Source organism: Xenorhabdus cabanillasii, from assembly GCF_003386665.1.
Classification (GTDB): domain Bacteria; phylum Pseudomonadota; class Gammaproteobacteria; order Enterobacterales; family Enterobacteriaceae; genus Xenorhabdus; species Xenorhabdus cabanillasii.
On record NZ_QTUB01000001.1, the window covers coordinates 1406247 to 1433208 of the forward strand.

A 26962-nucleotide genomic window follows, 5' to 3' on the forward strand; every position below is an offset into this window, starting at 1 on the left:
GCCATCATGACTCAACAGACTTTCCTTGTGGAAATCGGCACAGAAGAGTTGCCACCAAAGGCACTGCGTTCATTGGCTGAATCCTTTGCGGCCAATTTTGAAGTAGAACTGAAAAACGCCAATCTGGGTCATGGTGAAGTTAGCTGGTTTGCTGCTCCTCGTCGTCTGGCGTTGAAAGTGGCAAATCTGGCTGCGGCACAGGCTGATCGTGAAGTAGAAAAACGTGGCCCTGCTATTGCTCAGGCGTTTGATACGGAAGGAAAACCAACCAAAGCCGCGGAAGGCTGGGCGCGCGGTTGTGGCATTACCGTTGATCAGGCTGAGCGTATGGTAACCGATAAAGGTGAATGGTTACTTTATCGTGCTGAGGTTAAAGGCCATCAGGCGAAAGAATTGCTGGCGGATATGGTAAGCAGTGCATTGAGCAAACTACCGATCCCTAAACTAATGCGCTGGGGTGATAAAGAAACCCAATTTGTCCGTCCTGTACATACCATCACTATGCTTCTGGGTAGTGAAGTGGTTGAAGGCGAAATTCTGGGTATCAAATCTGATCGTATTATCCGTGGTCACCGTTTTATGGGTGAGGCGGAGTTTACCATTGATAACGCAGAGCAGTATCCGGCGATTTTGCAGGAGCGTGGTCGGGTCATTGCGGATTATGAAACACGTAAGACCCTAATCAAACGTGATGCAGAACAAGCAGCTACACAGCTTGGTGGTGTAGCAGATTTGACTGACAGCTTGCTGGAAGAAGTCACTTCATTAGTGGAATGGCCTGTCGTTCTGACAGCAAAATTCGAAGAAAAATTCCTTGAAGTACCTGCTGAAGCGCTGGTTTATACCATGAAAGGCGATCAGAAATATTTTCCGGTTTACGATAAATCCGGCAAATTGATGGCGAACTTTATTTTTGTTACCAATATTGAATCTTCTGATCCTCAGCAGATCATCACTGGCAACGAAAAAGTAGTGCGTCCACGTCTGGCAGATGCTGAATTCTTCTTTAATACTGACCGTAAGCAGCGTCTGGAAGATAACCTGCCACGTCTGGAAACCGTTCTGTTCCAGAAACAACTGGGTACACTGCGTGATAAAACAGACCGTATTCAGGCTCTGGCTGGCTGGATTGCTGAAAAGATCGGGTCGGATGTTACTCATGCGACCCGCGCAGGTTTACTGTCCAAGTGTGACTTAATGACCAACATGGTTTTTGAGTTCACCGATACGCAGGGTGTGATGGGAATGCACTATGCCCGTCATGACGGAGAAGCTGAAGATGTGGCACTGGCGCTGAATGAACAGTATCAGCCGCGTTTTTCTGGCGATGATCTGCCGTCTACCGGGGTTTCCTGTGCCGTAGCGATTGCCGATAAGATGGATACGCTGGCAGGGATCTTCGGCATCGGCCAACACCCGAAAGGAGATAAAGACCCGTTTGCACTGCGTCGTGCCGCGTTAGGTGTGCTGCGTATTATCGTTGAGAAAAAACTGCCTCTCGACCTTCAGACTTTGTCTGAGGAAGCCGTTCGTCTGTATGGTGACAAACTGACCAATGAAAACGTTGTAGATGATGTGGTTGAGTTTATGCTCGGCCGTTTCCGCACCTGGTATCAGGAGCAGGGCTACAGCGTTGATACTATCCAGGCCGTACTGGCACGTCGCCCGACTCAACCGGCAGACTTTGATGCCTGTGTGAAAGCGGTAACGCATTTCCGTACATTAGATGAAGCAGTTTCTCTGGCGGCAGCGAATAAGCGTGTTTCCAACATTCTGGCAAAATCAGAAGAGAAGCTGAATGACACTGTTCAGGCTTCAGTGTTGAAAGCAGCGGAAGAGATCCAACTGGCGACTCACCTTGTTGTATTGAAAGAGAAGCTGGCACCTCTGTTTGCAGAAGGCAACTATCAGGATGCGCTGGTTGAACTGGCTTCTCTGCGTGAAGCTGTGGATGCCTTCTTCGACAATGTAATGGTAATGGATGAAGATCTGCAAGTAAGAACAAATCGCCTGACACTGTTGAGTGAGTTGCGTGATCTGTTCCTGCGGGCAGCGGATATTTCACTGCTCCAGTAATTGCTGATAAGTTTTATTAAGTTAGCTAATTACCTTTAAGACAGAGCCTCGCGGATCATAGCGGGGCTTTTCGCTGTCTGAAGATATTACAATGTGTAAACTTTGGATGGAATATCATCAAATAACCACTTATCTTTAAAAAGATATTGACGATCCGTGATACCGGCAGTAAGATGCGCTTCGTTTTCGGCGAGTAGCGCAGCTTGGTAGCGCAACTGGTTTGGGACCAGTGGGTCGGAGGTTCGAATCCTCTCTCGCCGACCAGCATTCTGAAACCCCGCTCTTTGAGCGGGGTTTTTTCATTTTCGAAACCGCCGGGGTTCCTATCTAATTGACTGATAGGCACTAACTGAACGTAAGGTTTTCCTGCTTTAGCAATAATGACAACTTTCCCATCAACTGCTCTATCTGCCAGTTGGCTTAAATCTGTTTTTGTCTCGTGCATATTTGCCTTGAATAGTCATACTTTTTCACCTTTACTTAGCCAATTTAATTGATGATGCTATTAATTCCACCTGAATTGAATAAATTTAAAACATTTATTTTTCTTGATTCGATTCGGCACCTTGTACCACATCACCCTTCTTATAATCTTTTCTGTTCATTATTTAAGTATCCGGTCACAAATTTAAAATTATAATTCATAGGAATTAATTCTTTTAATAAGTGATATTTGCAGTTTTTTTATCTATATTTGTGCCTGTGGTCATGTTTTTTAACCAGAAATGTTAATGTTTTTTTTCTTTTATGTTTTTCTATTGTTTCATGAGTCATGGTAATTATATTGACGTTATGAATAACAATTGATTAATTGATAATCGACAACAATAACACAAGCCGGGACAGTGATATTCAGGCAGGAAACTCTGGGCTTGGCTAAGGCACAATTAAACATCACAAACGGAGTTTAAGTAATGATTATCTCCAAAAAGAAAAAGCCCGGTTTACTGAAATTGGGTATTGGTCTTGTTTCATTGGCTGTAGCAGCCAGTGTGCAGGCAAAAACACTGGTTTATTGCTCTGAGGGTTCACCTGAAGGCTTTAACCCGCAGTTATTCACTTCTGGTACAACTTTTGATGCAACTGCCAGACAAATTTATAACCGTCTGGTGGACTTCAAATCAGGTACAACAGAGATTATTCCAAGTCTGTCTGAACGGTGGGAAATCAATGACGATGGAAAAATCTACACATTCTATTTGCGCAAGGGCGTAAAATGGCAGAGCAGTAAAGGTTTCAAACCCACGCGTGATTTCAATGCCGATGACGTTATCTTTACCTTTATGCGCCAAAAGGATAAAAATCACCCGTACTATAAAGTATCCGGTGGCAGCTACGAATACTTTATCGGCATGGATATGGGGAATATCATCAGCAAAATAGAGAAAGTGGATGACTATACTGTCCGCTTTGTGTTGTCCCGTCCTGAAGCCCCTTTCCTGGCTAATATAGCCATGGATTTTGCTTCGATTCTTTCCAAAGAATATGCTGATGCCATGATGAAGGCTGGTACGCCGGAAAAAGTGGATCTGAATCCAGTTGGTACAGGGCCGTTCCAGTTAGTGCAATACCAGAAAGATTCCCGCATTCTCTATAAAGCGTTCAAAGATTATTGGCAAGGGCCGGCGAAAATTGATCGTCTGGTCTTATCCATTACGCCTGATGCCTCTGTACGTTATGCAAAATTACAGAAAAATGAATGTCAGGTCATGCCATATCCGAATCCTGCTGATATTGCGAGCATGAAGCAGAACAAAGATATTGTTCTGAAAGAACAGGCAGGGCTGAACGTTGGTTATCTCTCTTACAACGTCTCCAAAAAACCAATGGACAACCTCAAAGTTCGCCAGGCGTTGACGATGGCGGTGAACAAAGATGCCATCATTGCGGCTGTGTATCAGGGAGCCGGTCAGAAAGCGAAAAACCTGATCCCTCCTACGATGTGGGGCTATAACAAAGATATTAAAGATTACTCCTATGATCCGGTGAAGGCTAAAGAACTGCTGAAAGAAGCTGGCTTCCCGAATGGTTTTGAAACCGATCTTTGGGCAATGCCAGTACAGCGTCCTTATAACCCGAATGCCCGCCGTATGGCAGAAATGATTCAGGCGGACTGGGCCAAAATTGGTGTAAAAGCCAAGATTGTCAGTTATGAATGGGGCGAATACCTGAAACGTGCCAAAGATGGTGAACCTCAAAACGTCATGATGGGATGGACGGGGGATAATGGGGATCCTGATAACTTCTTTGGAACCCTGTTTAGTTGCGCAGCCAAAGAACGAGGTTCCAATTATTCAAAATGGTGCGACCAGCAGTTTGAGGACATTATTCAGCCAGCACGGACAACGGCTGATGTTGCCAAACGCACAGAGCTTTATAAGCAGGCTCAGGTAGTAATGCATGAGCAAGTCCCTGCATTGATTATTGCCCACTCGACGGTTTACGAACCTATTCGTAAAGAAGTGAAGGGTTATGAGGTCGATCCGCTCGGCAGGCACCTCTTTTACAATGTAGATCTCGAATAATCCTGTACTTGATTTTTTGTGATTGACCCTCCCCCGAATCTTCCGGGGGAGGGTTGCGCTTCTCTGGTGGGCAAGCAGGTCTGTGTATGACATAAACAGCCTGAGAGCTGTAACTGATAACTAAAAAGAGAATTCAGGATATGCTGCAATTTATCCTCCGGCGTCTGGGGCTGGTGCTCCCGACGTTTATTGGTATTACTCTGCTGACTTTCGCTTTTGTGCATATGATCCCCGGTGATCCGGTACTGATTATGGCGGGAGAAAGGGGTGTTTCTGCCGAGCGCCATGCTGAACTGATGGCAGCAATGGGGTTAGATAAACCCCTTTGGGAGCAATATCTTCATTATGTTAATGGCATACTGCATGGTGATTTAGGGATCTCCCTGAAAAGCCGTATCCCGGTGTGGGATGAATTTGTTCCCCGATTTAAAGCAACACTGGAATTAGGCATCTGTGCCATGTTATTTGCCATCTCTGTTGGTATTCCTGTCGGCGTGCTGGCAGCGGTCAAGCGTGGTTCTGTCTTTGATCATACCGCTGTGGGTTTGTCACTGACCGGCTATTCAATGCCTATTTTCTGGTGGGGCATCATGCTCATCATGCTGGTTTCCGTTCATTGGAACCTGACTCCGGTTTCCGGCCGAATAAGCGACAGCGTGTTTCTTGATGATAGCTATCCTCTGACCGGCTTTATGCTGATTGATACCCTGCTTTGGGGAGAAGATGGTGACTTCATTGATGCAGTGATGCACATGACCCTGCCTGCTGTTGTATTGGGTACGATCCCATTAGCCGTGATTGTGCGTATGACTCGTTCTTCCATGCTGGAAATATTGGGTGAAGACTATATCCGTACTGCACGGGCAAAAGGCCTGAGTCGTATGCGTGTCATTATTGTCCATGCGTTGCGCAACGCGTTGCTGCCTGTGGTCACAGTGATTGGCCTGCAAGTGGGTATTATGTTGGCGGGTGCTATTCTGACTGAAACCATTTTTTCATGGCCGGGGTTGGGGCGTTGGTTGATCGACGCTCTCCAGCGCCGTGATTATCCGGTGGTGCAAGGTGGCGTATTGCTGGTGGCGACAATGATCATTCTGGTCAATTTTGTGGTTGATCTGCTGTATGGCATTGTCAATCCACGTATTCGGCATAAGAGATAAGGAGCGCATGATGACTCAACTAACAGAGCCACAAGCAACTGAGCAACAAGCAGTTGGAAAAATAGTATCAAGTGCACCGAAACTGATGACGCCGATGCAGGAATTCTGGCATTACTTTAAACGTAACAAAGGTGCCGTCATTGGTTTTGCCTATATTGTTTTGATGCTGTTGATCGCGTTATTCGCAGGGGTATTGGCACCACATGGCCCTGCGGAACAATTCCGTGATTCCCTGTTGAGCCCGCCGGTATGGCAGGAAGGGGGAAGCTGGCAATTTATTCTCGGTACTGACGATGTTGGGCGCGATATCCTTTCTCGCCTGATGTACGGCGCGCGTCTTTCCTTGCTGGTTGGCTGTCTGGTTGTTGTAATGTCGCTGGTGATGGGGATTATTCTGGGATTGCTGTCGGGCTATTTTGGTGGAATTGTTGATACTACCATTATGCGCATAGTCGATATCATGCTGGCCTTGCCAAGCCTGTTATTAGCGTTGGTATTGGTGGCTATCTTCGGCCCGTCTATCGTCAATGCGTCATTGGCTCTGACATTTGTTGCACTGCCTCATTACATTCGCCTGACAAGGGCGGCAGTATTAGTTGAAGTGAATCGTGACTATGTAATCGCTTCTCAGGTTGCTGGTGCGGGGGCGATGCGTCAGATGTTCATCAATATATTGCCAAACTGTCTTGCTCCCTTGATTGTGCAGGCTTCATTGGGGTTCTCGAATGCTATTCTCGACATGGCTGCCTTGGGTTTTCTGGGAATGGGGGCACAGCCACCAACACCAGAGTGGGGAACTATGCTGTCAGATGTCTTGCAGTTTGCCCAGAGTGCATGGTGGGTCGTGACTTTCCCCGGGCTGGCTATCCTTTTGACGGTACTGGCATTTAACCTGATGGGGGATGGGTTGCGTGACGCGCTCGATCCTAAGCTCAAGCAGTAGAGGTGTGAAATGGCATTGTTAAATATAGACCAATTATCGGTGCACTTCGGTGATCAAGATGCACCATTCCGCGCCGTTGACCGTATCAGCTACAGTGTTGAGCAGGGGCAGGTTGTCGGTATTGTTGGAGAGTCTGGTTCGGGCAAATCTGTCAGCTCACTGGCGATTATGGGGTTGATAGATTATCCGGGCAAGGTCATGGCAGAGAAGCTGGAATTTAATGGCTGTGATCTGACAAAGATTTCCGAAAAAGAGCGCCGTCAGCTGGTTGGTGCAGAAATTTCGATGATTTTTCAGGATCCGATGACCAGCCTTAACCCTTGTTACACCGTGGGTTATCAGATCATGGAAGCGCTGAAAGTCCATCAGGGAGGAAACCGGAAAACCCGTTATCAACGAGCAATTGATCTGCTGACTCAGGTAGGAATTCCTGATCCCGCCTCTCGTTTAGAGGTTTATCCACATCAATTATCAGGTGGAATGAGCCAGCGTGTCATGATCGCGATGGCGATTGCTTGTCGTCCGAAGCTGCTGATTGCCGATGAACCGACAACGGCATTGGATGTGACTATTCAGGCACAAATCGTCGAATTGTTGCTGGAGTTACAGCAGCAGGAAAACATGGCACTGGTCTTGATCACCCATGATTTGGCTCTGGTTGCAGAAGCTGCTCAGCATATTATTGTGATGTATGCAGGGCAGATAGTGGAAATTGGCAAGTCGAATGAAATATTCAGAGCACCACGTCATCCTTATACACAGGCATTGTTGCGGGCATTGCCGGAATTTGCGGTAGATAAATCCCGTCTGGCCTCGTTGCCGGGCGTTGTTCCGGGTAAATATGATCGTCCGACAGGCTGTTTACTCAATCCTCGTTGCCCTTATGTCAATGAGCATTGCCGCCAAGTGGAGCCGGAATTGAAAGTTGTTGGAGAACGTCAGGTTAAATGTCATATGCCACTGGATGATGAGGGGAGGCCGACAGTATGAGTGCTCAAGAAACAGTTGTTCAACAACAAAACAGACAGGAAAAAGACACGGTTCCTTTGTTGAAAGCCACTGAACTGAAAAAATATTATCCGGTTAAAACAGGCATATTTTCATCGGAGAGGATAGTGAAGGCACTGGATGGTGTCTCATTTGAACTGGAGAAAGGTAAGACACTGGCAGTTGTAGGAGAATCAGGTTGTGGGAAATCCACTTTGGGGCGCCTGCTGACCATGATAGAAAAACCGACAGAAGGCGAACTTTATTATTTGGGGCAAGACTTACTATTGCCTGATAAAGAAGCAGAAAAACTCCGACGCCAGAAAATCCAGATCGTATTTCAGAATCCTTACGCGTCCTTGAATCCGCGTAAAAAAGTGGGGCAGATTCTGGAAGAGCCTTTGCTTATCAATACATCACTGGCACCGGATGAACGCAAGGAGAAAGTTCTGGAGATGATGGAAAAGGTGGGGTTAAAGCCTGAACATTACCAGCGTTACCCACACATGTTTTCTGGCGGCCAGCGTCAGCGCATTGCGATTGCCCGTGGGTTGATGTTAAATCCTGACGTGGTGATTGCGGATGAGCCAGTTTCTGCTCTGGACGTTTCCGTGCGGGCGCAGGTTTTGAACCTGATGATGGATTTGCAGCAGGAATTAGGGCTGTCATATGTGTTTATTTCCCATGACCTCTCAGTGGTTGAACATATTGCCGATGAAGTCATGGTTATGTATTTGGGACGCTGTGTTGAAAAAGGTGCGAAGGAAACGATTTTCAATAACCCACGTCATCCTTATACGCAGGCATTGTTGTCTGCAACGCCGCGGTTGAATCCGGTACTGCGGCGTGAACGCATCAAACTGACAGGGGAATTGCCAAGCCCGATGAATCCACCTTCGGGATGTGCTTTTGCAGCCCGTTGCCGTCATGCATTTGGCCCATGCACCCAATTCCACCCTAAACTAAAGCAATATGGCGAGCGACTTGTTGCCTGCTTTGCTGTTGAGCAAAATGCAAATCCACCTGCATAATTGTGTCAGATCGTAGTATAACGTTATCTGATCCATATCGAATGGACTTCAAGTGACTGTACAATGTTAAATGAGTCACTCCCCGGAAGCTGAGGGTTAAAGATAAGGTTGCAGTCATAAAACCTATGTGACCGGGGAATGAATACAGTTAATAAAGCAGTAACGTGAAGATGAAAGGGATAAACGTCACAAAAAGGCAAATACTATATTGCAGTCATTTATCCCACTTGCATTTATCAAAACAAGACGATAGCAAGAAAAATCAAGTATACTCAGTCGCATTATTAAGGTGTGATAGCCAGTCTTTGGTCAAGTATTGGTTTGGATAAAATGAAATTGCGAGTCAAACGTTCGTTAACCATTAAACAAATGGCGGCAGTGACAGGAGTCACTTTGGTCACCCTTGCTATTTTCATTACTATCCAATTATCGCATTTGTTGCAGCAACGAAAAGATGATTATATTAACCAGCTCAATAATGCAGCAGCTCAGATCCAGACGCCTTTGACAGATGCTTTGCTGAGATCTGATCTCAATAAAGCGCAAACTCTACTGATTGGATTAAAAACGTCGGGCATCTTAGGGCGAGCTGAACTGATATCGCAGAATAATTCCCGGATTATGAGTTTGGACTTCGCGACTCATCGGCCTGTACCTGAACTGGCAAAGCAGGTTTTTGGTATTCCGGTTGAGTTAAATATTCCTTTACATGTTTATGGTATTTCATCAAAAGACATAGCATCGCAGGGGCATCTTATCTTGCAGGTTGATTCCAACCGTGTGTACCGATTTGCTTTGAACACACTGGCATTAATGTTGACCACTTATTTGTTGCTCGCACTTATTCTTACAGTGTCGATAAGTTGGTGTGTAAATCGTATCATCATACATCCGTTGCGTGACATCGCACGAGAACTGAATAAAGAACATCCTCCTGTCCTTATGCCTTGTCCCAAAAGTCACCAAGATGATGAATTGGGGTTGTTGGTGAAAGGTTATAATCGTCAAGTTAATAAGCAAAAACCTCCATCAAAATGAAACCTTATAAGATGAATAAAGGTCTAATTTTCGGTGATAATATCCAGAAGCCTTTTATTGGTTCAAACAAGGATAAAACTAAATAGGTAGGGGTAAGTAAGAATGCAAGGCAAGAAAATCGGATATCTTATTGGTGGCACCATTCTGGCTACAACTTACTTTGCTCAGGCGGAAACCTTGCAGCCTGATCCAGCCTGGCAACAGGGCAAACTGGAAAATGGGTTCAGTTGGCAAATCCTGCAAACTCCGCAACGTCCCAACGACAAAATACAGTTGCGTTTAATGGTAAAAACGGGCTCTCTGGCAGAGAAAAATCAGCAGCAGGGTTACACCTACCTCATTCCCAAGATCGTCTTATCCTCCAGTAAAGATTTATCTTCGCAAAAATTGGAAAATCTGTGGTACAACGCGGTTGATAGCAAAAACCCCCTTCCTCCTGCCATAGTTTCATATGATTTCACCCTCTATAGCCTGAGCTTACCAAATAACCGCCCTGAATTATTACAGGATGCGCTGATCTGGTTATCCGATATTGCGGGAGGTGCGGTATTTACGCCACAGACTTTGGCTCAGGCTATGAAAACGTCTGAACATCTGGTATCGACTCTGCCAACAGATGTTCAGGATCCGGTATGGCGTATGCGCCTGCAAGGTTCGACTCTGCTTGGTCATGATCCCGGAGCGCATGTATCAACATCTGTTGATGTGAAAAAAGTCGAAGAATTCTATCGGCAGTGGTATACGCCGGATGCAATGACATTATATGTTGCCGGGAACGTTGATAGTCGGGTATTGCCAGAACGGCTTAATCAGGTATTTTCATCACTAGAAGGCAAACGTCAGACACCTGTTGTTGTTCCCATATTGTTGCCAGTAAAAGCAGAAACATTGGGAGTAGAAAGTGATAAAGCTAAACAAGATCGGCTCTCTTTAGTCTGGAACCTAAACTGGCAACCGATTAATAACTCTCAGGCATTACTTCAGCATTGGTCAAACGAACTTGCCCGCGAAGCTTTTTATCGTTACTTACAATTGTGGCTGAAAGAAAAGCAAAATAACGCAAAATTAGATCTGGATTGCCGGGTCGTCTACCAGCGGGCGAATTGCTACCTGAATCTGGACACTTCATCGGACAAATTGACGGAATCCACACTTTACCTGGCCTCTGCGCTGGCGTCATTACGTGAAAACGGATTACCACAAGAGCAATTTAATGAATTGTATAATCAGAAACGCCTTCAGCTTCAGCACCTCTTTGCAGTATATGCGCGCACAGACACGGATATATTAATTAACCAGCGTCTGCTTTCCCAACAAAATAATGTGATAGATATTGCTCCTGAGCAATATCGCAGACTGCGGCAGATGTTTTTGTCTTCCCTTACGCCACAGGTTTTGAACAAAGAACTGAAAGAAATGTTATCGCAGGAAACAGCATTTATTCTGGTGCAACCTAAAGGCGAAGCGGTTGTTGATGTGAATCAGCTCAGGAATAGTTTTAATCAGATTATGAGGCCGGGACCACTGCCGGAAGAGCCGAAGCCTGAGGTGGTTAAAGGCAAAAAGATTGAAGGTTAGTAATTTCAACTAACCGTATAACCCTAATATATAGGTGAATATTAACTAAAAGGGCGGTTAAATTTAAAACTGCCCTTGTCAATATGAATACTTGTCCGTTTTTGACAGAACCGGGGATTCAACCATCTGGTCATGACTCCAATGCGTTGTAATGGTGTTTTTCAATATAGGTGTCAATAATTTTTTCGTGGATTTCTATCAAGCGTGAATAACAAAGGGTTCTTCTTGCTAATCGTTTAATATGCCCCAGTTATCGATTGTCATGAAACGAATGTTAAAAGGTGCCAATAGCTTAAGCAGTTTTCGGCAGCCAAATTCAAAAGCATACCAAAGCCAATGTCGTTGTTTTTCGTTGCCTGCAAAGAATCCTTGTTCATCCGACTGACATCATCATAAACCTCCTGGCTTGTGTAGTGGCTTAAGGCCGCCGGCTTTGACATTGTTGGCTCGGTCACGGTTAAGATCATGGAGGGCTGTCTGGTGCTGATCCCTGACAGCGACGAGACGAACAGCTTTAAACAGCAATACCAGCAACAGCGGGCGCAAATCAGTGAAATTAAGCTGAGAATGCGGGAGTTGATTGGCGACGATAAAAGCCGCTAAGGGCAGGGATTGAGCTGCTCTTAAAAAAGAATAAAGCCGGAAGATCACAGGGATCTTTCTGGCTATGTTTATTCATTAACTTTCTTTAATTGAAAAAGATAGGCTAATTTCGTTCCAAAAATAATCACACGCATCTTCTTCTGTTTGAAATTCAACTAACCCTGAACGCATCCCTCTTTGTGAGTAAAAAAACATACCATTCACCATCGGAGTAATCAAGACAAAGCCTTTCATCTGGCATTCCTCCATCTAACCAATATGCTAATTTTGGAACATTATGTTTTTTTAAAAGATTTTTTAGTTCTTCTTTATTCATTTGATGTACCTATTAATCTAAAGGTATGGAGTTGCCTTTTAATGTTCGCGATATCATTTCTAATGAGCCATCTGCTCTTAGTTCATGAACTTTTTTAGGTAAATCATATTGAATTCCTCGCCCTAGATAACCAAACCAAGGGGCTATTTCACCGGCATCAACTGTTATCGGCTTTTTAACTACAAAAACAGAACGTTATTACACCGTGGGATACGTCCCGCAAAACGGCAACGCGACCCCGCCCCCGATGATCCGCCTGAAAGGGCAGTGGCTTAAGGCCGCGAGCTTTGAGACCGGCGGCTCGGTTACAGTCAAAATCATGGACGGCTGTTTAGTATTAATCCCCCGACAGCGATGAGACCCACAGCCTCCGGCAGCAATACCAGCGCCAGCGGGCGCAACTCAGTGAGATTAAGCTGCGGATGCGGGAGTTAATTGGGGACGACAAAAGCCGCTAAGAGCCGGAAGTGAGCCGCTCTTAAAAAAGAATAAAGCCGGAAGATCACGGGGATCTTTCCGGCTTTTCTGATTAAACATCAAATAATATCATTTAATTATCAAATCAATTTTTATGATAAAAATGACAGCTATCTTCTGTTAAGTAGATTACATACTTAGGTTTTTCATTGAAGATAGGTGCTATCAATAAAGCCCTTAGATCATCCAATTCAGCAGATTTATACAAAAAAGAAACTAGATTCTCTTTTTCACTAGCTACGACTTTCCCTTTAAAAATAGCCTTATTACCTTTGTATGTAACTAAATTATGTGCAATATAATACGATTCTTCACATAAGATATCCTTCAAACTATCAAGAGATGATGATTCGTACAATGTTCCGCCCATGACAAATTCAAACATTTTAAAGAATATATCTTCATGATCTTTATTTGGCGGTATTTCTTTTTTTACCAATAAGTTGAAATAATATTCATTTTTCATTATTAATTCGGTATGTCATAGAAAATATGACCATCCGTTCCATTGTTATACCATTTGATATGTGGTGTATCACCAAATCCACCTTCTGGCCTCTGATGCTGCTCGTACCCTTTAGGATATTTTTCAACCCCATCTGCACGAGCACTTTGAGTATGGGCTTTACGGCGATTCATGTTACCTATCGATTCTTTTAAAAATGCTTTTGCATCAGAGCTAGTTTTCACTTTTACTTGGAATTTTTCACCATTAGCCATGGCTTGCTGTAAATCTTTAACTGCTTGTTTCCATTCCCTAGAATCCCTCACTAATGGCTTCATTTCTGAAGACTTCATCGTAAGTTTTCCTTTATACGCACCACAATTTTCCCCCGCCAACCCGAACGGGTCGATCCAGTTAGTTGGATTATGCACATACCCATACGGATTAAAACCCCCCATCAAGCCAATGGGGTCTGCCGAGATGTACTGCGCTGTGTCAGGCGAGTAATAGCGGTGAAAATTATAGTATAATCCGCTCTCTTCGTCCTCAAATTGCCCCATGAACCTGAAATTGCACCTAACGTGGTAATCCGGGTCATTCGAGGCAATTACTTGCGATTTCTCGGCTTTTCCCCATGTCCTCAGCCGCTGCGCCCAGACCAGTACCCCTTGCTCATTCAACATCTCGCGCACGGTGCCCTGATGGTCACTGACAATATAGTGCAGCTTGCCTTTTTCATAGCGGGCTGACGGCGTTAATGAGCCGGGTTCGTACAGCCAGCGCACGCGGCTGTCCAGCGCCAGCGAGCCATCGGCATACACCGGCGTCTCCTCAACCAGCTGGTCACCGCTCCACAGGTAGTCCTGCCCGTAAATTTCGGTGGCGCGGGGCGTCAGGTCGGGCTTGCCGTCCAGCCAGCGTTGCAGGTTAGCGGCCACCAGTTTGCCATCGTGAACCTTGAGTTTGCGGATACGCCGCCCGAACGCATCGTAACGATAGTGCCAGCGCGAGCCGTCCGGGGTTTCACAGTGGGTAAGCTGGTTTTGGGTGTCCCAGCGGTAGCGCCAGATTTGAGGACGGAAGCCGTCACGTTGCTCTGTTTTTTCTACCAGACGCCCATTGTCATCATAGCGATAACGGATATCCCCTTGCTGTACTACCCGTCCGGCTTTCTGGCGCTGGTTGATTTGTGTCATTGCGCCGTAGGCATCCACAGGCAAATGCTGGCTCAGGTTACCGTTGGCATCATAACGGAATTGTTCTTCATAGGGTAGGGCACCGTCGAACAGGGTATGCAGGATCTGGTCGTTGGCGTTGTAACGATAGCGTGTTTGGCCCCAACGGCTGTCATCAATGACTCGGACGTTATGGGCTCGGTCGTACTGCCAGTTACGATTAACGGCAGTCGCTTGTGGCGGGAAGTGCGGGTCATTTTGTGCCAGAGTTTCCCGAAACAATTTAGTTGCCTGTCCCGCAGACTGATGTGCCAGCAGGCCAGTTGCGGTGTAGCGACTGGCAAGGATAAAGCCGTTAGCACTTTCGCGTACTGTTTCCCGTCCCAATGCATCATGCTGGAAGACCAGCGGTGTATGCTGGTTGAACTGAAAGTGATTCAGAGCACCTGGCAGGTTATAGCCAAAGTGAAGGGTATTGCCATCGACATTTTCGCTGAGCGGGCGTCCCGTCAGGCTATCCCATTCACGGGTAATTTCTCGTCCGTTGATGCGTTCACAGGTGGGCAGGCCAGTGGCTTTGTCGTACTCATATTCTACTACCGCATCGTCATTGACAGCCTTAATTAACTGGTGACGGGCGTTGTATTCGTAAGTTGTGGTTGCATTAAGTACCAACTGATTCTCTTCCGGTTGCCAGCTTTCCTGTTTGATTAGTAAGCCAGTGGCGGAGTAATGCCAGCGTAACTGCTGACCATCCGGATATTGTGCCTGAATACGGCGTCCCAGCTTATCGTACTGATAATCAATGGTACGGCCGGTAAAATCAGTTTCCCGGATAATCTGACCGGCCGCATCCCGCTCATAACGGTAAGTTTCGCCGGTGGAGGCAGTGACTGAATTCAGGCGGGTCAGACGATCATAGCCAAAGTGCAGTATGGTGCCGTCGGGGCGGATAACCTGATTTAGCAGGTCAAAAGCTCCGTACTGATAACGAGTGGTACGGCCTTCGCCATCGGTGACCGCTACCACACGCCGCTCGCTGTCATATGTTAACTGTTGGGTGGCGCCATCCGGCAGTTCGACTTCGGTCAGGCAGCCATTGAGGCTGGCATGGTCGTCGCTATAGCGGTAGTGAGTCTGCTGTTTGAGGGCATCGGTGAGTTGGCACAGGCGGCCCAGTTCATCCAGTTGCAGGCTGGTGGTTTGTCCATCCGGCGTCATCACGGCGGCCAGCCGCTGTTGCTCATCATAGGCGTAGTGCCACTGGCGTCCATCCGGCAGTAAGCGCTGACGTAATTCACCGTGGAGACCATATTGGTATCCTTCTTTGTGCCCCAACGGATTAGTCAGTGTCGTCAGGTTGCCCTGCTCATCATAGTGAAATTGCCAACGCTCGCCGGTCGGCAGGACACTTTCGATGAGCTGCCCGTGTTCGTCATAACCGTAAGCAAAGGTGTCGCCCGTCGGCAGTTTTACTTCGGTCAGCGCCCCGTCAGGGTTGTAATCGAAGGTGGTTATCCCGCCTGTCGGATCGGCTTCCCAGATGATTTGGCTATGGCGCCACTGGCGGCGGGTGATCCGTCCTAATGGATCGACTTCACGGACAACCAACCCATTGTGATCGTAGTGGTGTTGGGTTTCACCGCCTTCAGCGTCCCGATAGGTGGTGATGCGTGCCTGATCATCATAGTGGAAATGATCACACCAATAGCCGCTGGTGGTGGCAGTTGTGAGTACCCGTCCACGATCATCGTAGGTGAGATAGACATCTGTCTGATCAGTATCGTGCCAGCGGGTCATCCGCCCCTGTGTGTCATATTCATGCCACAGGTGGTTATGCTGGAACGCTTCACATTCATGCAGGTAGCCTTGCGGATCATAGTGACAGGTCACCAACCGCTGCTGTTTCTGCGGTTCAAGATAATCCACGGTCTGGAGTTGCTGGCCCTGATAGCCCAACACCAACCGGAAACCATCGGTGCGCGTAACTTCAATCAGTTGCGACTGTTTATCGTAAATAAACTGAATTGTGTTCTGACGGCGGTCGGTGATCGCGGACAGTTTGCGGATATTTCCGACAGTATGATTGAAATGGTAGCTAAGCTGGGACTGGCGATCGGTCAGTTGCAATTTGCCATTCAGCTCGCCGGTCAGCAGGGAATGAGGAATATGCTGGTTACGGGCGAGTATCCCTAGAGAAAGGTAATCCGATCAGAGAAACAAAAGAATAAAATAAAAAATATTTTAATATTTATAAAATAAAATCACAAAATCTATAATAATGGATATTTCAATGGGTTACAAATAGAGTCTATTTAGATATTACATTACTATTGTGCAGTTTATTTAATGTGTTGTTTGTTTTGTAATTGTACTAACCTTGCCAACTAATCTGTTCATATTTCAACGAGAAATACAGGAAGGAAACGAATGAACAAGGTAGTGAATACTATTAACCAGCTATTTGATCGTTCAGGCCTAGTCTTTACACTGATTACGGAAAATTTACCTGAGCAATCCTTTGCCGTCGTGGATTTTTCCTTACAGGAGTCACTCTCTGCCCCCTTTCGGCTGGAAGCCACACTAACCTGTAAAACTCCGGAGATTAATTTTGCCGATGTTCTCGACAGAAGCGCCGCTTTTGCTGTGTATCGCAATGGACAAGTTGAACGGCAGATCACAGGTATGGTCACGCAGTTTTCATTGCAATCAACCGGACGCCATTGCAGCCACTACCATATCACTCTTCAGCCCCCTTTATGGCGTGCATCATTACGGGTTAATAGCCGTATCTTCCAGAACCAATCCGTTATGGATATCGTCGAAACCCTGTTAAGGGAAAATGGTGTACGTAGTTTTTTCTTTGCGCTCGGTTACAAACACCCACCACGGGAATTTTGTGTTCAGTACGATGAAAGCGATCTGGCCTTTATTCAGCGTCTGCTGGCTGATGAGGGCATTTTTTACTATTTCACCTTCGATCAGGAGCAACACGAGCAAAGTATCGTGTTTCACGATTCCTGTCTGTCTCTCAATCAAGTTATAACCGTTCCTTACCACCCCGAAGCCGACGTGACGGGTGAAACAACCTGTATCCGCCAATTTAGCTGGTCAGAACAAGTCGGTGTTGCCAATATCACTACCAAAGACCGAACTTTCAAAAACCCACACTGGAACCGGGAATTCTGGTATGAAGGACGTAATCTTGATAATCAGCGAATATTGAATAGCTATCACCATTACGACTTTCCCAGCCGCTATAAAGATGATGAGTTAGGACAACGTGCAAGCCAGTATCGTCTGGAATACCTGCGCCGGGATACTCAGCTTGGCAACGGTCAGGGTGACTGTTTTGCCATGTGGCCGGGGCAACTGTTTAACCTGACCGATCACCCCAGAGAAACTTTCAACGACCAGTGGCAGCTTATCCACATCACGCATTCCGGGCGGCAACCACAGGCCGATGAGACTCAATCCGGCGATGGTGGCACATGGTTGTCCAACCAATTTACCTTCACCACTCGAAAAAATTCTTACCGCTCTTCCCCCTATCCAAAACCCAAAATGGAAGGTCCACATATCGCCACGGTCGTTGGGCCGGAGGGAGAAGAAATTTTCTGTGACGAACACGGGCGCGTTCGTATCCAGTTTGACTGGGACAGATACGGTGAATTTAATGACCGCAGTTCCTGCTGGGTGCGGGTCAGTCAGGCGTGGGCCGGGCAATTAATGGGTATGATCGCCATTCCCCGTATTGGGCACGAAGTGTTGGTGGATTTTGTCCACGGCGATCCCGATCAACCAATTATTGTCGGGCGGGCTTATCATGCCAACAACATTCCGCCAAACCGCCTGCCCATGGCGAAAACCCAGATGTCAATCCGGTCTAAAACGCATAAAGGCGAAGGGTTTAATGAACTGCGCTTTGAGGATGAGAAAGATCGCGAAGAGGTCTTTATTCACGCGCAGAAAAACCTCGCCATTCAGGTACGCAATTCACGCGGAGAACGGATCAACTATGACCGCACAACCAGCATTGGTCATGATGATGAACTGGTGATAGCCAATAATCGTAAGGTAACTGTAGAAGGTCAACAGGATCATAAAACTACGGGCAATTATCTTGAACAGATTGACGGTGACCGCTCACTACAGCTCAAAGGCGATCTGGCTGAGAAAATTCAGGGGGTAGTCAGTGTAGATGCGCAGGGCGATCTGACCTTGCAAAGTGGCAGCAAAATTACCCTGAGTGTCGGGGGAAATTTTGTTGTGCTTCATGCCGGTGGTATTGATATCAAAGGTGCCGCCATCAACCTGAACTCCGGTGGCAGTCCCGGTGATTTACTGGCACCAGCCAATCCCGCCATCCTGCTTGCAGCGGCAAGTGAAGGTTCGATGTTTGTCGCTCACTGCCCAATGAAAGAGAAGGAGAAACAGGAATGAGTCAGGAAAAACTTTACGCAATTATTGATGGGGCGGCAGAACCTGATCTATTTTTGATGCTGGAGCGTTATGACCCGCCTTCCGCCTGTCTTTATGGTGAACCTCTCCAGCCAGAACTGGTTAAAATCGCCCCTTATCTGGTACAGGTGGATGAAAAAGTTAAAATCTGGCTGGAATGCCGCAAAACACCGTGGGGAATTTTCGTCCAGAGTGCAGCAGATATGAAAACCATGCGCCAGCATTTACGGAAATACCTGCAAGTCCTGCTTCCTCAGCAGGAAAAACCGGTATTTTTCCGTTTTTATGACCCGCGCAATATCTGGGATTTTCTCGGCGTATTGAGTGACTGGGAAGTGCACTGTTTTTTAGGGCCGATCACGCAGGTCACGACACTTTATCTTGAAGAAGAACGCACGGATAACTTTGCCAAAATCAGAGAACCTTTCCCGATTGGTGCCACCAGTAAACGCAAGATGCTTGCCATCACAGACATTCAGTTGGAAAAAATACAGGCTATTTTCACGGAGCGGTATATTGAAAAACTAGCCGGTCTAATCCCTGAATGGCTGGAAAAGGCTCCTTTTGATTTTATCCCTCATATCGACACGGTGGAATGCGCCCGGCAATTTTTTAACTGGTTCGGCCAAAACGGTATTACGGACGACCGCAATGTTCGTGGGTTGCTCCAGCTCTTTATCACCCGTCATCATCTCACAATTGATGAATTGCCAACTGCGATGTATTCCCAATTAACTGAATACAACCAGCCGGGTCATATGCGAGCCGAAAGCGTGTTAATTCAAGAAATGGGTCAGGTGCCTCTTTAATCAAAAATAGAGAAACAATATGGGTAATGCAGTCAAAATTGGTGATATCGGCACAGAACACGGTGATTGTTCCGCAACCCCTGTTATTACCGGCGCCAGCACAGTGAAAGTTGATGGTGCCTATCTTGCCCGACAGGGAGATGCACTGGCTTCCCATTCGTCACACTCACGGACGATAGCGGGAGGCTCTGGTTCCGTGTTTATTGAGGGAAAACCTGCCGCCAGAACAGGGGATGCCGTTGATTGTGGCGGTGTTGTGATTGGCGGTGGCAGTGTAAATATTGGTTAAGGAGATAAAAAAATGACGTCAACAAAGGCAGGTTCAGCAATATGTGGCTGTGATAATCCTGACGATTGTACTCACAAAATCGATGTTATATTGGGGGATAACACCTTCAGCTATACACAATCTTGGTTCCCACAAGTTCTCTATTATGTGCTTGATGCGCCAGAAACAACGTTTACCCATCTAGATGAATGGCCTAAGGAAGAAAAACCGAATGTAGAAATTAAGTTAAGTTCGGTCAGTAAAGGTTGTATCTCCCATAATCCAGAATGTCCAATTGGTAATGTATTCAATGAACAGGGCCAACCTATTGCTCAGTTTTCCCCAAAAAATACGTACAAAGGAAAACTGTTTTACGATAAAACGCAACAGGATTTTTTAACTTTAATACCAGGCCCATTCATGATTTTAAAACGTTTCTTAGACAAGGACTTCTATGCGGGAATAGAGAAACAACATTACCAGATTCTGGTTGATGAATGTTCAAACAAACCCCTAACAAAGGAAACACAGTCTGGAATAAACAAAGTATTATCCTATCTCCGTGGCAAAAAAACGGTACTTAACTCAAATATTTATTTAGTGACTAAGGAAAAGATAGAAGTTGATCTGACGTTTAGTGCTGATAAAGAAGTGAATGAATTTACAGACCAAGAAAGAAAAAAGCAGCAACGTAAAACTAATAGAGAACAAGGTCTAGGACAGAGAGGACACAGAGGCTGGCGTAATGACACGACACGTTATGCAGTAAGGAATGCTTATTCTATTGAAGGAAGCGTTAAAACTCAAAAAGGCGGAGCGAGTCAAACATGGAAAAAAACCTTATTAGAAAAGGAATTTAAGAAAAGTAAAAATACCTTAAAATCCATTGACTCACTCAAACAGAATATTGATAAATTCACAAATTTCCTCACCTCAGGTCATCCCCGTGACAAATTTAATATTCTGAAATTGGAAGTTCTTTATCCTGAAATTCAAGTTCATGGCGAATATGAGCTTTCTCATAGTGACGATTTTAAATTATACCGCAAATTTGGTGCTGAAATTTCGGCTTCCCCTCTGTTCGGATTATCATTAAAGCTCGATGTTATCCAACTCGTCGCCGCTGCTTTTAAAATCAATACCGCTGTTTCTATGCTTCGTGAGGCAGGGGAAGTCTATGAAGAAAAAGTGAAGAAAGGTGAAAATGGTGCTTATGTAGGTGCAGAATTAAATCTCATTACAGAGGGAGCTTTAGATGTAAAATTTGGTTGGGAATCGGATGAAAAAGGAGATTGGTTATTTAAAAAAGACGACATATTCGAAGTGGGATTTAGTATTAAAGCCGAGGCCAGTATCCGTGGAGGGGTGCGTTACGGCATTATTAATGGCTATGTAAATGCAGCTGCCACGGCAGACGCTAAAGGACTTATTGGATTCGCCCCAAATCCCCAAAATGAAAAAGTTTTGGATTTGGTATTTTACCATGATGGTATAAAAACAATGGTAAATGTAGAATTGGCTTTTGGTGTAGGTAAGGAAGGCAATGAAAATGATGAAGAGAAAGACAACGGAGTAAATACAAATGCTGAAAAAGAATGGGTATTCCAAAAACCACTGTCTAAAGAAGAGTCGACGTATCGGATTTCGTTGGGTTAGTGTTTTATTTTTTGCATGTATTTTATCAAATAATGCCTTAGGAAAATCTAAAATGGACTATAAATACTTACTCTCGATAAACACAAGTAAAAGTTTTTGCTATTTAAGCGTAAATGGTATGCCTGCTATGGATAATCGCGGTGCGGGTACACATGGCGTCCAATCCAGTGGTCTAAATGCAACTGCTTTTCTGGAAAATGGCACGAATACCATAGAATTACTTTTTAAGGATAGAACATCTGAAAAATCAAATAAATTTGATCCCAACGCCCGGTGTGAAACCACATTAAAAAAAGTATCCGCTTTCGGTGACGAGGAAATAATCAGTCATATCAAATTGACAGTCGATAAGGAGGGCAATACCCTAACATCAGAGTCTCTCAATCAAATAGGAAGAACAGGATCAGAGTTTGCATTCACGGGGATGGCAACCACACCTGGTGATGAAGGCTTTTACAAGGCAAGAAAATCATTTAACCTGAATGGATTACCCGACTGGATGTGGACTAAAGCACGTCCAGTGACAGAAAATGACCTCCCTGAAATTAAAAATTTCTATCAAGAAATTCTCAATACTCTTGCACATAAGGATCTCGATAAATTATGGAAAATAAGTAAACCTGCATGGGATGAATGGGCAATGGCTGATAATAGCAATCCCAGAGTATTTTTTGATTCAATGAATTTTGAAAGACTGACTGATAACAAGTTATATACTCCCAGAATGTCCCCTAAATGGCAGGATTACAGGTTAGTCAAGTATAAAGAAGGGCGGCTATTTCGCTTGGAAAAAGGGAGTTTCGGTCGTTCCCCAATAATACTGGATAATAATGGAAAGGCTGGTTATATTTATACGTATGACCCATATTTATCCATTATTGATGGGAAGGTTGTTATTGCCAGATAATAAGTAAACTACTTGTATTCATATAGCCAAGTGAATTTTTCTTAGATGAGAAAAAAATTAACACTTATAGCTATACTTGAGTTTTGATTTGGCTTTTATTTATAGCGTTCCATATTAAAAACATGGGTCGCTATAAATTTTACCAATAATAACCTATTATACATTTCTATAAATAAAAATTATTCTTGTCGAAATTCTAAAAATTCGTTAATTTGAACCGACTCACTTACCATCACATGATGGTACATAGCTGTAACAGCTATAAAACTCCCGTAGCCTGAAAGGGAGAGCAAGTGTTGCGGTACGTCTGCGCACCTTTGGAAGCAGATATTGTCAGACATAAACTCCTTGTCTAACGATGAAGGTTTTTTAAACTAAAGAATATCCCCAAAGGGTATTTTTATACTGTCACCTAAGCGCATTGAACGCCAGGGCGAGATCACGAACATTATTTAATCAAAAGTAATCCATTTGACCTACGAATTAAGTTGTGATCTTATACTCTTTTTTCGGGAGTCCGCTCATGGAATTCGATGACTTTTCTCAACATTTCAGTGAAATCAAAGATCCTCGCCAATCTGCCAAAATCAGCTATCCCCTGTTTGATGTGCTTTTTCTGACAATGTGTGCCGTTTTAACTGGCGCTGAAGGTTGGGAAGATATTGAAGACTTCGGAAATATGCGCAGCAACTGGCTTCAGGAAAAGGGATTTTTTCAAACCGGTTTGCCTGTCCACGATACAATAGCGCGTATCATTTCCCGCCTTGATCCTGTCCAGTTTCAACACTGCTTTATTCGCTGGACTCAGGCGGTAAGCGAGCGTACCAACGGCGAAATCATCGCAATTGATGGCAAGGTATTACGGGGAACCGGGCATTGGCATAAACGATTATCGGCTATTCATATGGTGAGTGCATTTGCCACGGCCAATGGGGTTGTCATGGGGGCAGCTAAAAACCGAAAAAAAATCGAATGAAATCACAGCAATTCCTAAATTAATTGATTTGCTGGACATCAATGGCTGTTTGGTCACCCTTGATGCGATGGGATGCCAGACCCAAATTGCCCAAAAAATTATCGCCCAGGGCGGGGATTACCTGCTGGCCGTAAAAGATAATCAGGCAACATTACACCGCGAGCTTAAACAAGCGCTGTCAACCCACGTCACTGCCGTCAGCCAGTCAGAAAATGTCAATATAGAACAAGGACATGGTCGAATTGAATTACGTGAATATCATGTCTTACCGGCAGGGAAGCTTGCCTTGCAATTGCCGGAATGGAAAGGCTTAAAAAGTATTGGCGTGGCAATACGATATCGCCTTGATAAAACGAGAAAAAAAGAATCACTGGATTATCATTATTACATCAGCTCAGCGGAACTTGACCCCGATCGTTTTAAGGCGGCAGTGCGTGGGCATTGGAGCATAGAAAATCGCGTCCATTGGATTCTTGATGTTTCAATGAATGAAGATGCATGCCCCATTCGTCGCGGCCACGCTGCCGAGATATTAGCGGGGATGCGGCATTTTTCACTGAATATGCTGCGAGCAGAAAGCAGTGTAAAAGCCAGCATCCGGCGTAAAACTAACATGGCTAATATGAGCAGTGAGTATTTGGATAAGGTCTTAATTGCAGGTTTTCAGGTGTTGGGCAAGAAATGAACACTCATGCTCTCACCCTGGGTTTAGAGCTGAGAGCTGATGTGCTTCAAATTTTTGCAGCCTATTTTAAACTCGATAAAATCGTTGCTGAAATACGTGAAGCAGGAGAAACCCTCGAACAAGAGGTCAAGCAGGATAAAAATGGGGCATTTTATGGTGTGCAGTTAGATTTAATTCTTAGTGGTAACTTGAACGTTATGTTTGGTTGGGAATCTGATAACAAAGGAGAATGGTCTTTTAAAAAAGATACCGTATTAGAAGCCGGGTTTGGTATCAGAGCTGAAACGAATATTCGTGGCGGTGTCCGTTATTATGCTATTAATGGTTATTTTGATGCTTCTGCACAAATTTCAGCCAAAGTGTTAGTGGCGTTAGAATCTACAGAGAAAAGTATGGAATTAATACTTTACCATGATGGTATTCAGGCATCGGCGAGTGTTAAATACGGGGTGGGTATTAAAGCAAAGAAAAATGATGATCAAGAATTGGAAAACACAGGAGAATTAAAACATGAAGATAAACCTATTGAAAAAGACTGGATATTTCAGGAGCCACTACCAAAAGAAAAGTCTCTTTACAGGATTTCTTTGGGGTAGTTTGTTATTTCTCGCATTAATAATGTCAACAAATACGGCATCAGGAAGATCGATCATGGAGCATAAGTATCTAGTCTCATTTAATACACAGCGTAGTTTATGTGTTTTAAAAATTAATGGAATAATAACTTTGGAAAATACTTCTTCACGGACAGGTACAGAATCCAGTGGTTATAATATATCCGCGTTTTTGGAAAATGGTTCTAATACGGTGGAGTTACTAATGGGGCGTAAATCATTTGACAGAGATAACGATAAGTTTCATAAAGAGTCATGGTGTGAAGTGACAATAAGAAAAATCACTCCTTATGATAAACAAGGGCAAGTTGTTAGTAATATAAAGTTAACGGTGGATGAACACGGAAACGTAACAACTAAAAATTCAATAAATCCGAATGAGAAGTTTGATTACGCAAATATGTCAACAAAGAAAGGAGAAAAAAACATATTTGCAGCACAAAAATTTTTTTCAGTTAATGGATTGCCAAACTGGATGTGGACAAAAGCCACGCCTGTTACTGAGAATGATTTACCCTCTATAAAAGCAATGTATCAGGAAATCAGCAATACTTTTTCTCATCGTGATCTGGACAAAATATGGAAAATGAGCCAACCAGCATGGGAAGAATGGGCTATAGCTGATAACAGTAGTGCCAAAATATTTTTTGACTCTATGGATTTTGACGAAAACATAAAAGATGAGTCTGTTATTATAGATCCAGATTGGAAAAAATATAAATTAGTTAGTTATAAAAACGGCCGTTTATTCCGTTTGGAAAGTGGTGTATTAGGATCTTCTCCTATTATTTTTCATAATAAGGAAAGTAAAGAAGATATTACTTACAATCCTTACCTATCCATAATTAATGGCAAAGTTGTGATAGCCAGGTAAATTAATTAAAGATTAAATTTGGCTAATCAGATTTTTTATTAAAAACTTTGATTAGCCAGATATTATGTTTTATCTGATGGTAAAAAATGGAGTAGTGATAGTAAAGATGTGTTTTCGAGCTATTTCCCTAAGACCAAACCACCTAAGTAGGTTTATTTTGCATAGTGCTTTACTGATTATTTATATACTATTTAGTTCTTCTTCATCAGGAAAAACAAATATGGAATATAAATATCTTGTTTCATTTAATACCCAACGTAGTTTATGTGTTTTAAAAATAAACGGAATAATAACTCTGGAAAATATTTCTTCACGAACAGGAACAGAATCTAGCGGTTATAATATATCCGCATTTTTGGAAAATGGTCATAATACGATAAGACTTCTCATGGGGCGTATGCCATTTGATAAGGATACAAAGAAATTTCATAAAGAGTCATGGTGTGAAGCAACAATAAGAAAAGTCTCTTCTCACGATGAACAAGGTATAATAATTAGCCATATAAAATTAACCGTGGATGAGCATGGAAATGTGACAACGAAACAATCGATAAACACTAATGAAAAATTTGATTATGCAAATATGTCAACAACGAAAGGGGAAATAAACTTATTTGCAGCCCAAAAAAAATTTTCAGTCAATGGATTGCCAAACTGGATGTGGACAAAGGCCACGCCAGTTACTGAAAATGATTTGCCAGCCATAAAGACAATTTATCAGGAAATTAGTAATGCTTTTTCTCATCATGATTTAGATAAAGTCTGGAAAATGAGCCAGCCAGCATGGGAAGAATGGGCTATAGCAGACAATAGTAGTTCTAAAATATTTTTTGACTCCATGGGTTTTGAAAATAAATTAAAAGATAAGTTCATTATTAAAGAACCTGATTGGGAAAACTATAAATTGGTTAGTTATAAAAGCGGTAAATTATTTCGTTTAGAAAGAGGTGCGTTAGGTTCTTCGCCTATAATTTTTTACAACAAAGAGAATAAAAAGAATTCTCATTACAATCCCTATCTATCCATTATTAACGGCAAAGTTGTGATAGCCAGGTAAATTAATTAAAGATTAAATTTGGCTAATCAGATTTTTTATTAAAAACTTTGATTAGCCAGATATTATGTTTTATCTGATGGTAAAAAATGGAGTAGTGATAGTAAAGATGTGTTTTCGAGCTATTTCCCTAAGACCAAACCACCTAAGTAGGTTTATTTTGCATAGTGCTTTACTGATTATTTATATACTATTTAGTTCTTCTTCATCAGGAAAAACAAATATGGAATATAAATATCTCTTGGATTCGCATAATAAGTGCAATTTCTGAGAAAGGCGGTCAGTTGCTATAGTAGGCATCTTT

22 protein-coding genes, 1 tRNA gene and 3 pseudogenes are annotated in these 26962 nt (G+C 44.0%); 20 read left to right on the plus strand and 6 right to left on the minus strand.

Going from position 1 to position 26962, the window contains the following annotated elements; all coding sequences use genetic code 11:
- The first annotated feature begins 6 nt into the window (after positions 1 to 6).
- Together glyS and BDD26_RS06870 are read left to right on the plus strand one after the other, a co-directional pair.
- Complete coding sequence (glyS, locus tag BDD26_RS06865; protein WP_115825954.1) at positions 7 to 2076, plus strand: glycine--tRNA ligase subunit beta; 2070 nt, start codon at positions 7 to 9, stop codon at positions 2074 to 2076.
- Positions 2077 to 2263: 187 nt separating this feature from the next.
- Positions 2264 to 2340: transfer RNA gene (locus BDD26_RS06870), tRNA-Pro, on the plus strand.
- 70 nt (positions 2341 to 2410) lie between these two features.
- On the opposite strand, the pseudogene BDD26_RS20805 reads toward BDD26_RS06870, so the two are convergent.
- A pseudogene (locus BDD26_RS20805) lies at positions 2411 to 2521 on the minus strand (type II toxin-antitoxin system Phd/YefM family antitoxin); the annotation flags it as partial.
- A 469-nt stretch (positions 2522 to 2990) separates the two neighbouring features.
- On the opposite strand from BDD26_RS20805, the gene dppA reads away from it, so the two are divergent.
- The 7 genes from dppA (at position 2991) to BDD26_RS06910 (ending at position 11338) form a co-directional block, all read left to right on the plus strand.
- Positions 2991 to 4601 carry a dipeptide ABC transporter periplasmic-binding protein DppA gene (dppA, locus tag BDD26_RS06880; RefSeq protein WP_115825956.1) on the plus strand — a complete coding sequence of 537 codons (1611 nt, stop codon included), beginning with the start codon at positions 2991 to 2993 and terminating at the stop codon, positions 4599 to 4601.
- A gap of 140 nt (positions 4602 to 4741) precedes the next feature.
- Entirely contained in the window at positions 4742 to 5761 is a 1020-nt protein-coding gene (gene dppB, locus BDD26_RS06885) for a dipeptide ABC transporter permease DppB (protein WP_115825958.1), read from the plus strand.
- A gap of 10 nt (positions 5762 to 5771) precedes the next feature.
- Positions 5772 to 6704 carry a dipeptide ABC transporter permease DppC gene (dppC, locus tag BDD26_RS06890; protein ID WP_038259350.1) on the plus strand — a complete coding sequence of 311 codons (933 nt, stop codon included), beginning with the start codon at positions 5772 to 5774 and terminating at the stop codon, positions 6702 to 6704.
- Positions 6705 to 6713: 9 nt separating this feature from the next.
- Complete coding sequence (dppD, locus tag BDD26_RS06895; protein WP_038259352.1) at positions 6714 to 7694, plus strand: dipeptide ABC transporter ATP-binding protein; 981 nt, start codon at positions 6714 to 6716, stop codon at positions 7692 to 7694.
- Positions 7691 to 8722, plus strand: a complete 1032-nt coding sequence (dppF, locus tag BDD26_RS06900) for a dipeptide ABC transporter ATP-binding subunit DppF (protein ID WP_051502182.1) — start codon at positions 7691 to 7693, stop codon at positions 8720 to 8722. The genes dppD and dppF overlap by 4 nt, the downstream gene beginning before the upstream one ends.
- A 330-nt stretch (positions 8723 to 9052) precedes the next feature.
- On the plus strand, positions 9053 to 9760 hold the full coding sequence (locus BDD26_RS06905) for a HAMP domain-containing protein (protein ID WP_038259354.1): 708 nt from the start codon (positions 9053 to 9055) through the stop codon (positions 9758 to 9760).
- Between the two features lie 102 nt (positions 9761 to 9862).
- Positions 9863 to 11338, plus strand: coding sequence for an insulinase family protein (locus BDD26_RS06910; protein WP_115825960.1), 1476 nt, complete (start codon positions 9863 to 9865; stop codon positions 11336 to 11338).
- Between the two features lie 130 nt (positions 11339 to 11468).
- Here BDD26_RS06910 and BDD26_RS20025 read toward each other — a convergent pair.
- Positions 11469 to 11725: pseudogene (locus BDD26_RS20025) on the minus strand (IS1 family transposase); the annotation flags it as partial.
- Between the two features lie 78 nt (positions 11726 to 11803).
- On the opposite strand from BDD26_RS20025, the gene BDD26_RS19495 reads away from it, so the two are divergent.
- Complete coding sequence (locus BDD26_RS19495; RefSeq protein ID WP_170140382.1) at positions 11804 to 11941, plus strand: hypothetical protein; 138 nt, start codon at positions 11804 to 11806, stop codon at positions 11939 to 11941.
- Positions 11942 to 12016: 75 nt separating this feature from the next.
- On the opposite strand, the gene BDD26_RS06925 is transcribed toward BDD26_RS19495, so the two are convergent.
- Positions 12017 to 12175 (minus strand): hypothetical protein, encoded by a 159-nt coding sequence (locus BDD26_RS06925; protein WP_211305454.1) that lies wholly within the window; start codon positions 12173 to 12175, stop codon positions 12017 to 12019.
- A gap of 94 nt (positions 12176 to 12269) precedes the next feature.
- Positions 12270 to 12425, minus strand: a complete 156-nt coding sequence (locus tag BDD26_RS20810) for a glycohydrolase toxin TNT-related protein (RefSeq protein WP_115827510.1) — start codon at positions 12423 to 12425, stop codon at positions 12270 to 12272.
- A gap of 79 nt (positions 12426 to 12504) precedes the next feature.
- Between BDD26_RS20810 and BDD26_RS20030 the strand changes: the two genes are divergently transcribed.
- Positions 12505 to 12615, plus strand: coding sequence for a SymE family type I addiction module toxin (locus BDD26_RS20030; protein WP_244922676.1), 111 nt, complete (start codon positions 12505 to 12507; stop codon positions 12613 to 12615).
- Between the two features lie 204 nt (positions 12616 to 12819).
- Here the strand turns inward: BDD26_RS20030 and BDD26_RS06940 are convergent, their stop codons facing one another.
- Positions 12820 to 13200, minus strand: a complete 381-nt coding sequence (locus BDD26_RS06940) for a hypothetical protein (RefSeq protein ID WP_115825964.1) — start codon at positions 13198 to 13200, stop codon at positions 12820 to 12822.
- Between the two features lie 2 nt (positions 13201 to 13202).
- Positions 13203 to 16484, minus strand: coding sequence for an RHS repeat-associated core domain-containing protein (locus tag BDD26_RS06945; RefSeq protein WP_244922677.1), 3282 nt, complete (start codon positions 16482 to 16484; stop codon positions 13203 to 13205).
- A 300-nt stretch (positions 16485 to 16784) separates the two neighbouring features.
- Here BDD26_RS06945 and BDD26_RS06950 point away from each other — a divergent pair, with 300 nt between their 5' ends.
- The 9 genes and pseudogenes from BDD26_RS06950 (at position 16785) to BDD26_RS06990 (ending at position 26661) form a co-directional block, all read left to right on the plus strand.
- Positions 16785 to 18797 (plus strand): type VI secretion system Vgr family protein, encoded by a 2013-nt coding sequence (locus BDD26_RS06950; RefSeq protein ID WP_115825966.1) that lies wholly within the window; start codon positions 16785 to 16787, stop codon positions 18795 to 18797.
- Positions 18794 to 19624, plus strand: a complete 831-nt coding sequence (locus BDD26_RS06955) for a DUF4123 domain-containing protein (RefSeq protein ID WP_115825968.1) — start codon at positions 18794 to 18796, stop codon at positions 19622 to 19624. Before BDD26_RS06950 ends, BDD26_RS06955 begins: the two co-directional genes overlap by 4 nt.
- A 19-nt stretch (positions 19625 to 19643) precedes the next feature.
- The gene (locus BDD26_RS06960; protein WP_115825970.1) at positions 19644 to 19913 is read left to right on the plus strand and encodes a type VI secretion system PAAR protein; all 270 of its coding nucleotides are present in this window, start codon (positions 19644 to 19646) and stop codon (positions 19911 to 19913) included.
- A gap of 12 nt (positions 19914 to 19925) precedes the next feature.
- Positions 19926 to 21548 carry a hypothetical protein gene (locus tag BDD26_RS06965; protein WP_115825972.1) on the plus strand — a complete coding sequence of 541 codons (1623 nt, stop codon included), beginning with the start codon at positions 19926 to 19928 and terminating at the stop codon, positions 21546 to 21548.
- Between the two features lie 52 nt (positions 21549 to 21600).
- Positions 21601 to 22455: a hypothetical protein gene (locus BDD26_RS06970; RefSeq protein WP_115825974.1), complete on the plus strand. Its 855-nt coding sequence runs from the start codon at positions 21601 to 21603 to the stop codon at positions 22453 to 22455.
- Positions 22456 to 22978: 523 nt separating this feature from the next.
- Positions 22979 to 24116: pseudogene (locus tag BDD26_RS06975) on the plus strand (ISAs1 family transposase).
- Positions 24113 to 24712, plus strand: coding sequence for a hypothetical protein (locus BDD26_RS06980; protein WP_244922678.1), 600 nt, complete (start codon positions 24113 to 24115; stop codon positions 24710 to 24712). Before BDD26_RS06975 ends, BDD26_RS06980 begins: the two are co-directional and overlap by 4 nt.
- Positions 24713 to 24767: 55 nt before the next feature.
- Entirely contained in the window at positions 24768 to 25604 is an 837-nt protein-coding gene (locus BDD26_RS06985) for a hypothetical protein (RefSeq protein ID WP_115825976.1), read from the plus strand.
- A gap of 220 nt (positions 25605 to 25824) precedes the next feature.
- A complete protein-coding gene (locus tag BDD26_RS06990; protein WP_115825978.1) occupies positions 25825 to 26661 on the plus strand; it encodes a hypothetical protein in 837 nt (278 codons plus the stop codon).
- Positions 26662 to 26962: the final 301 nt, after the last annotated feature.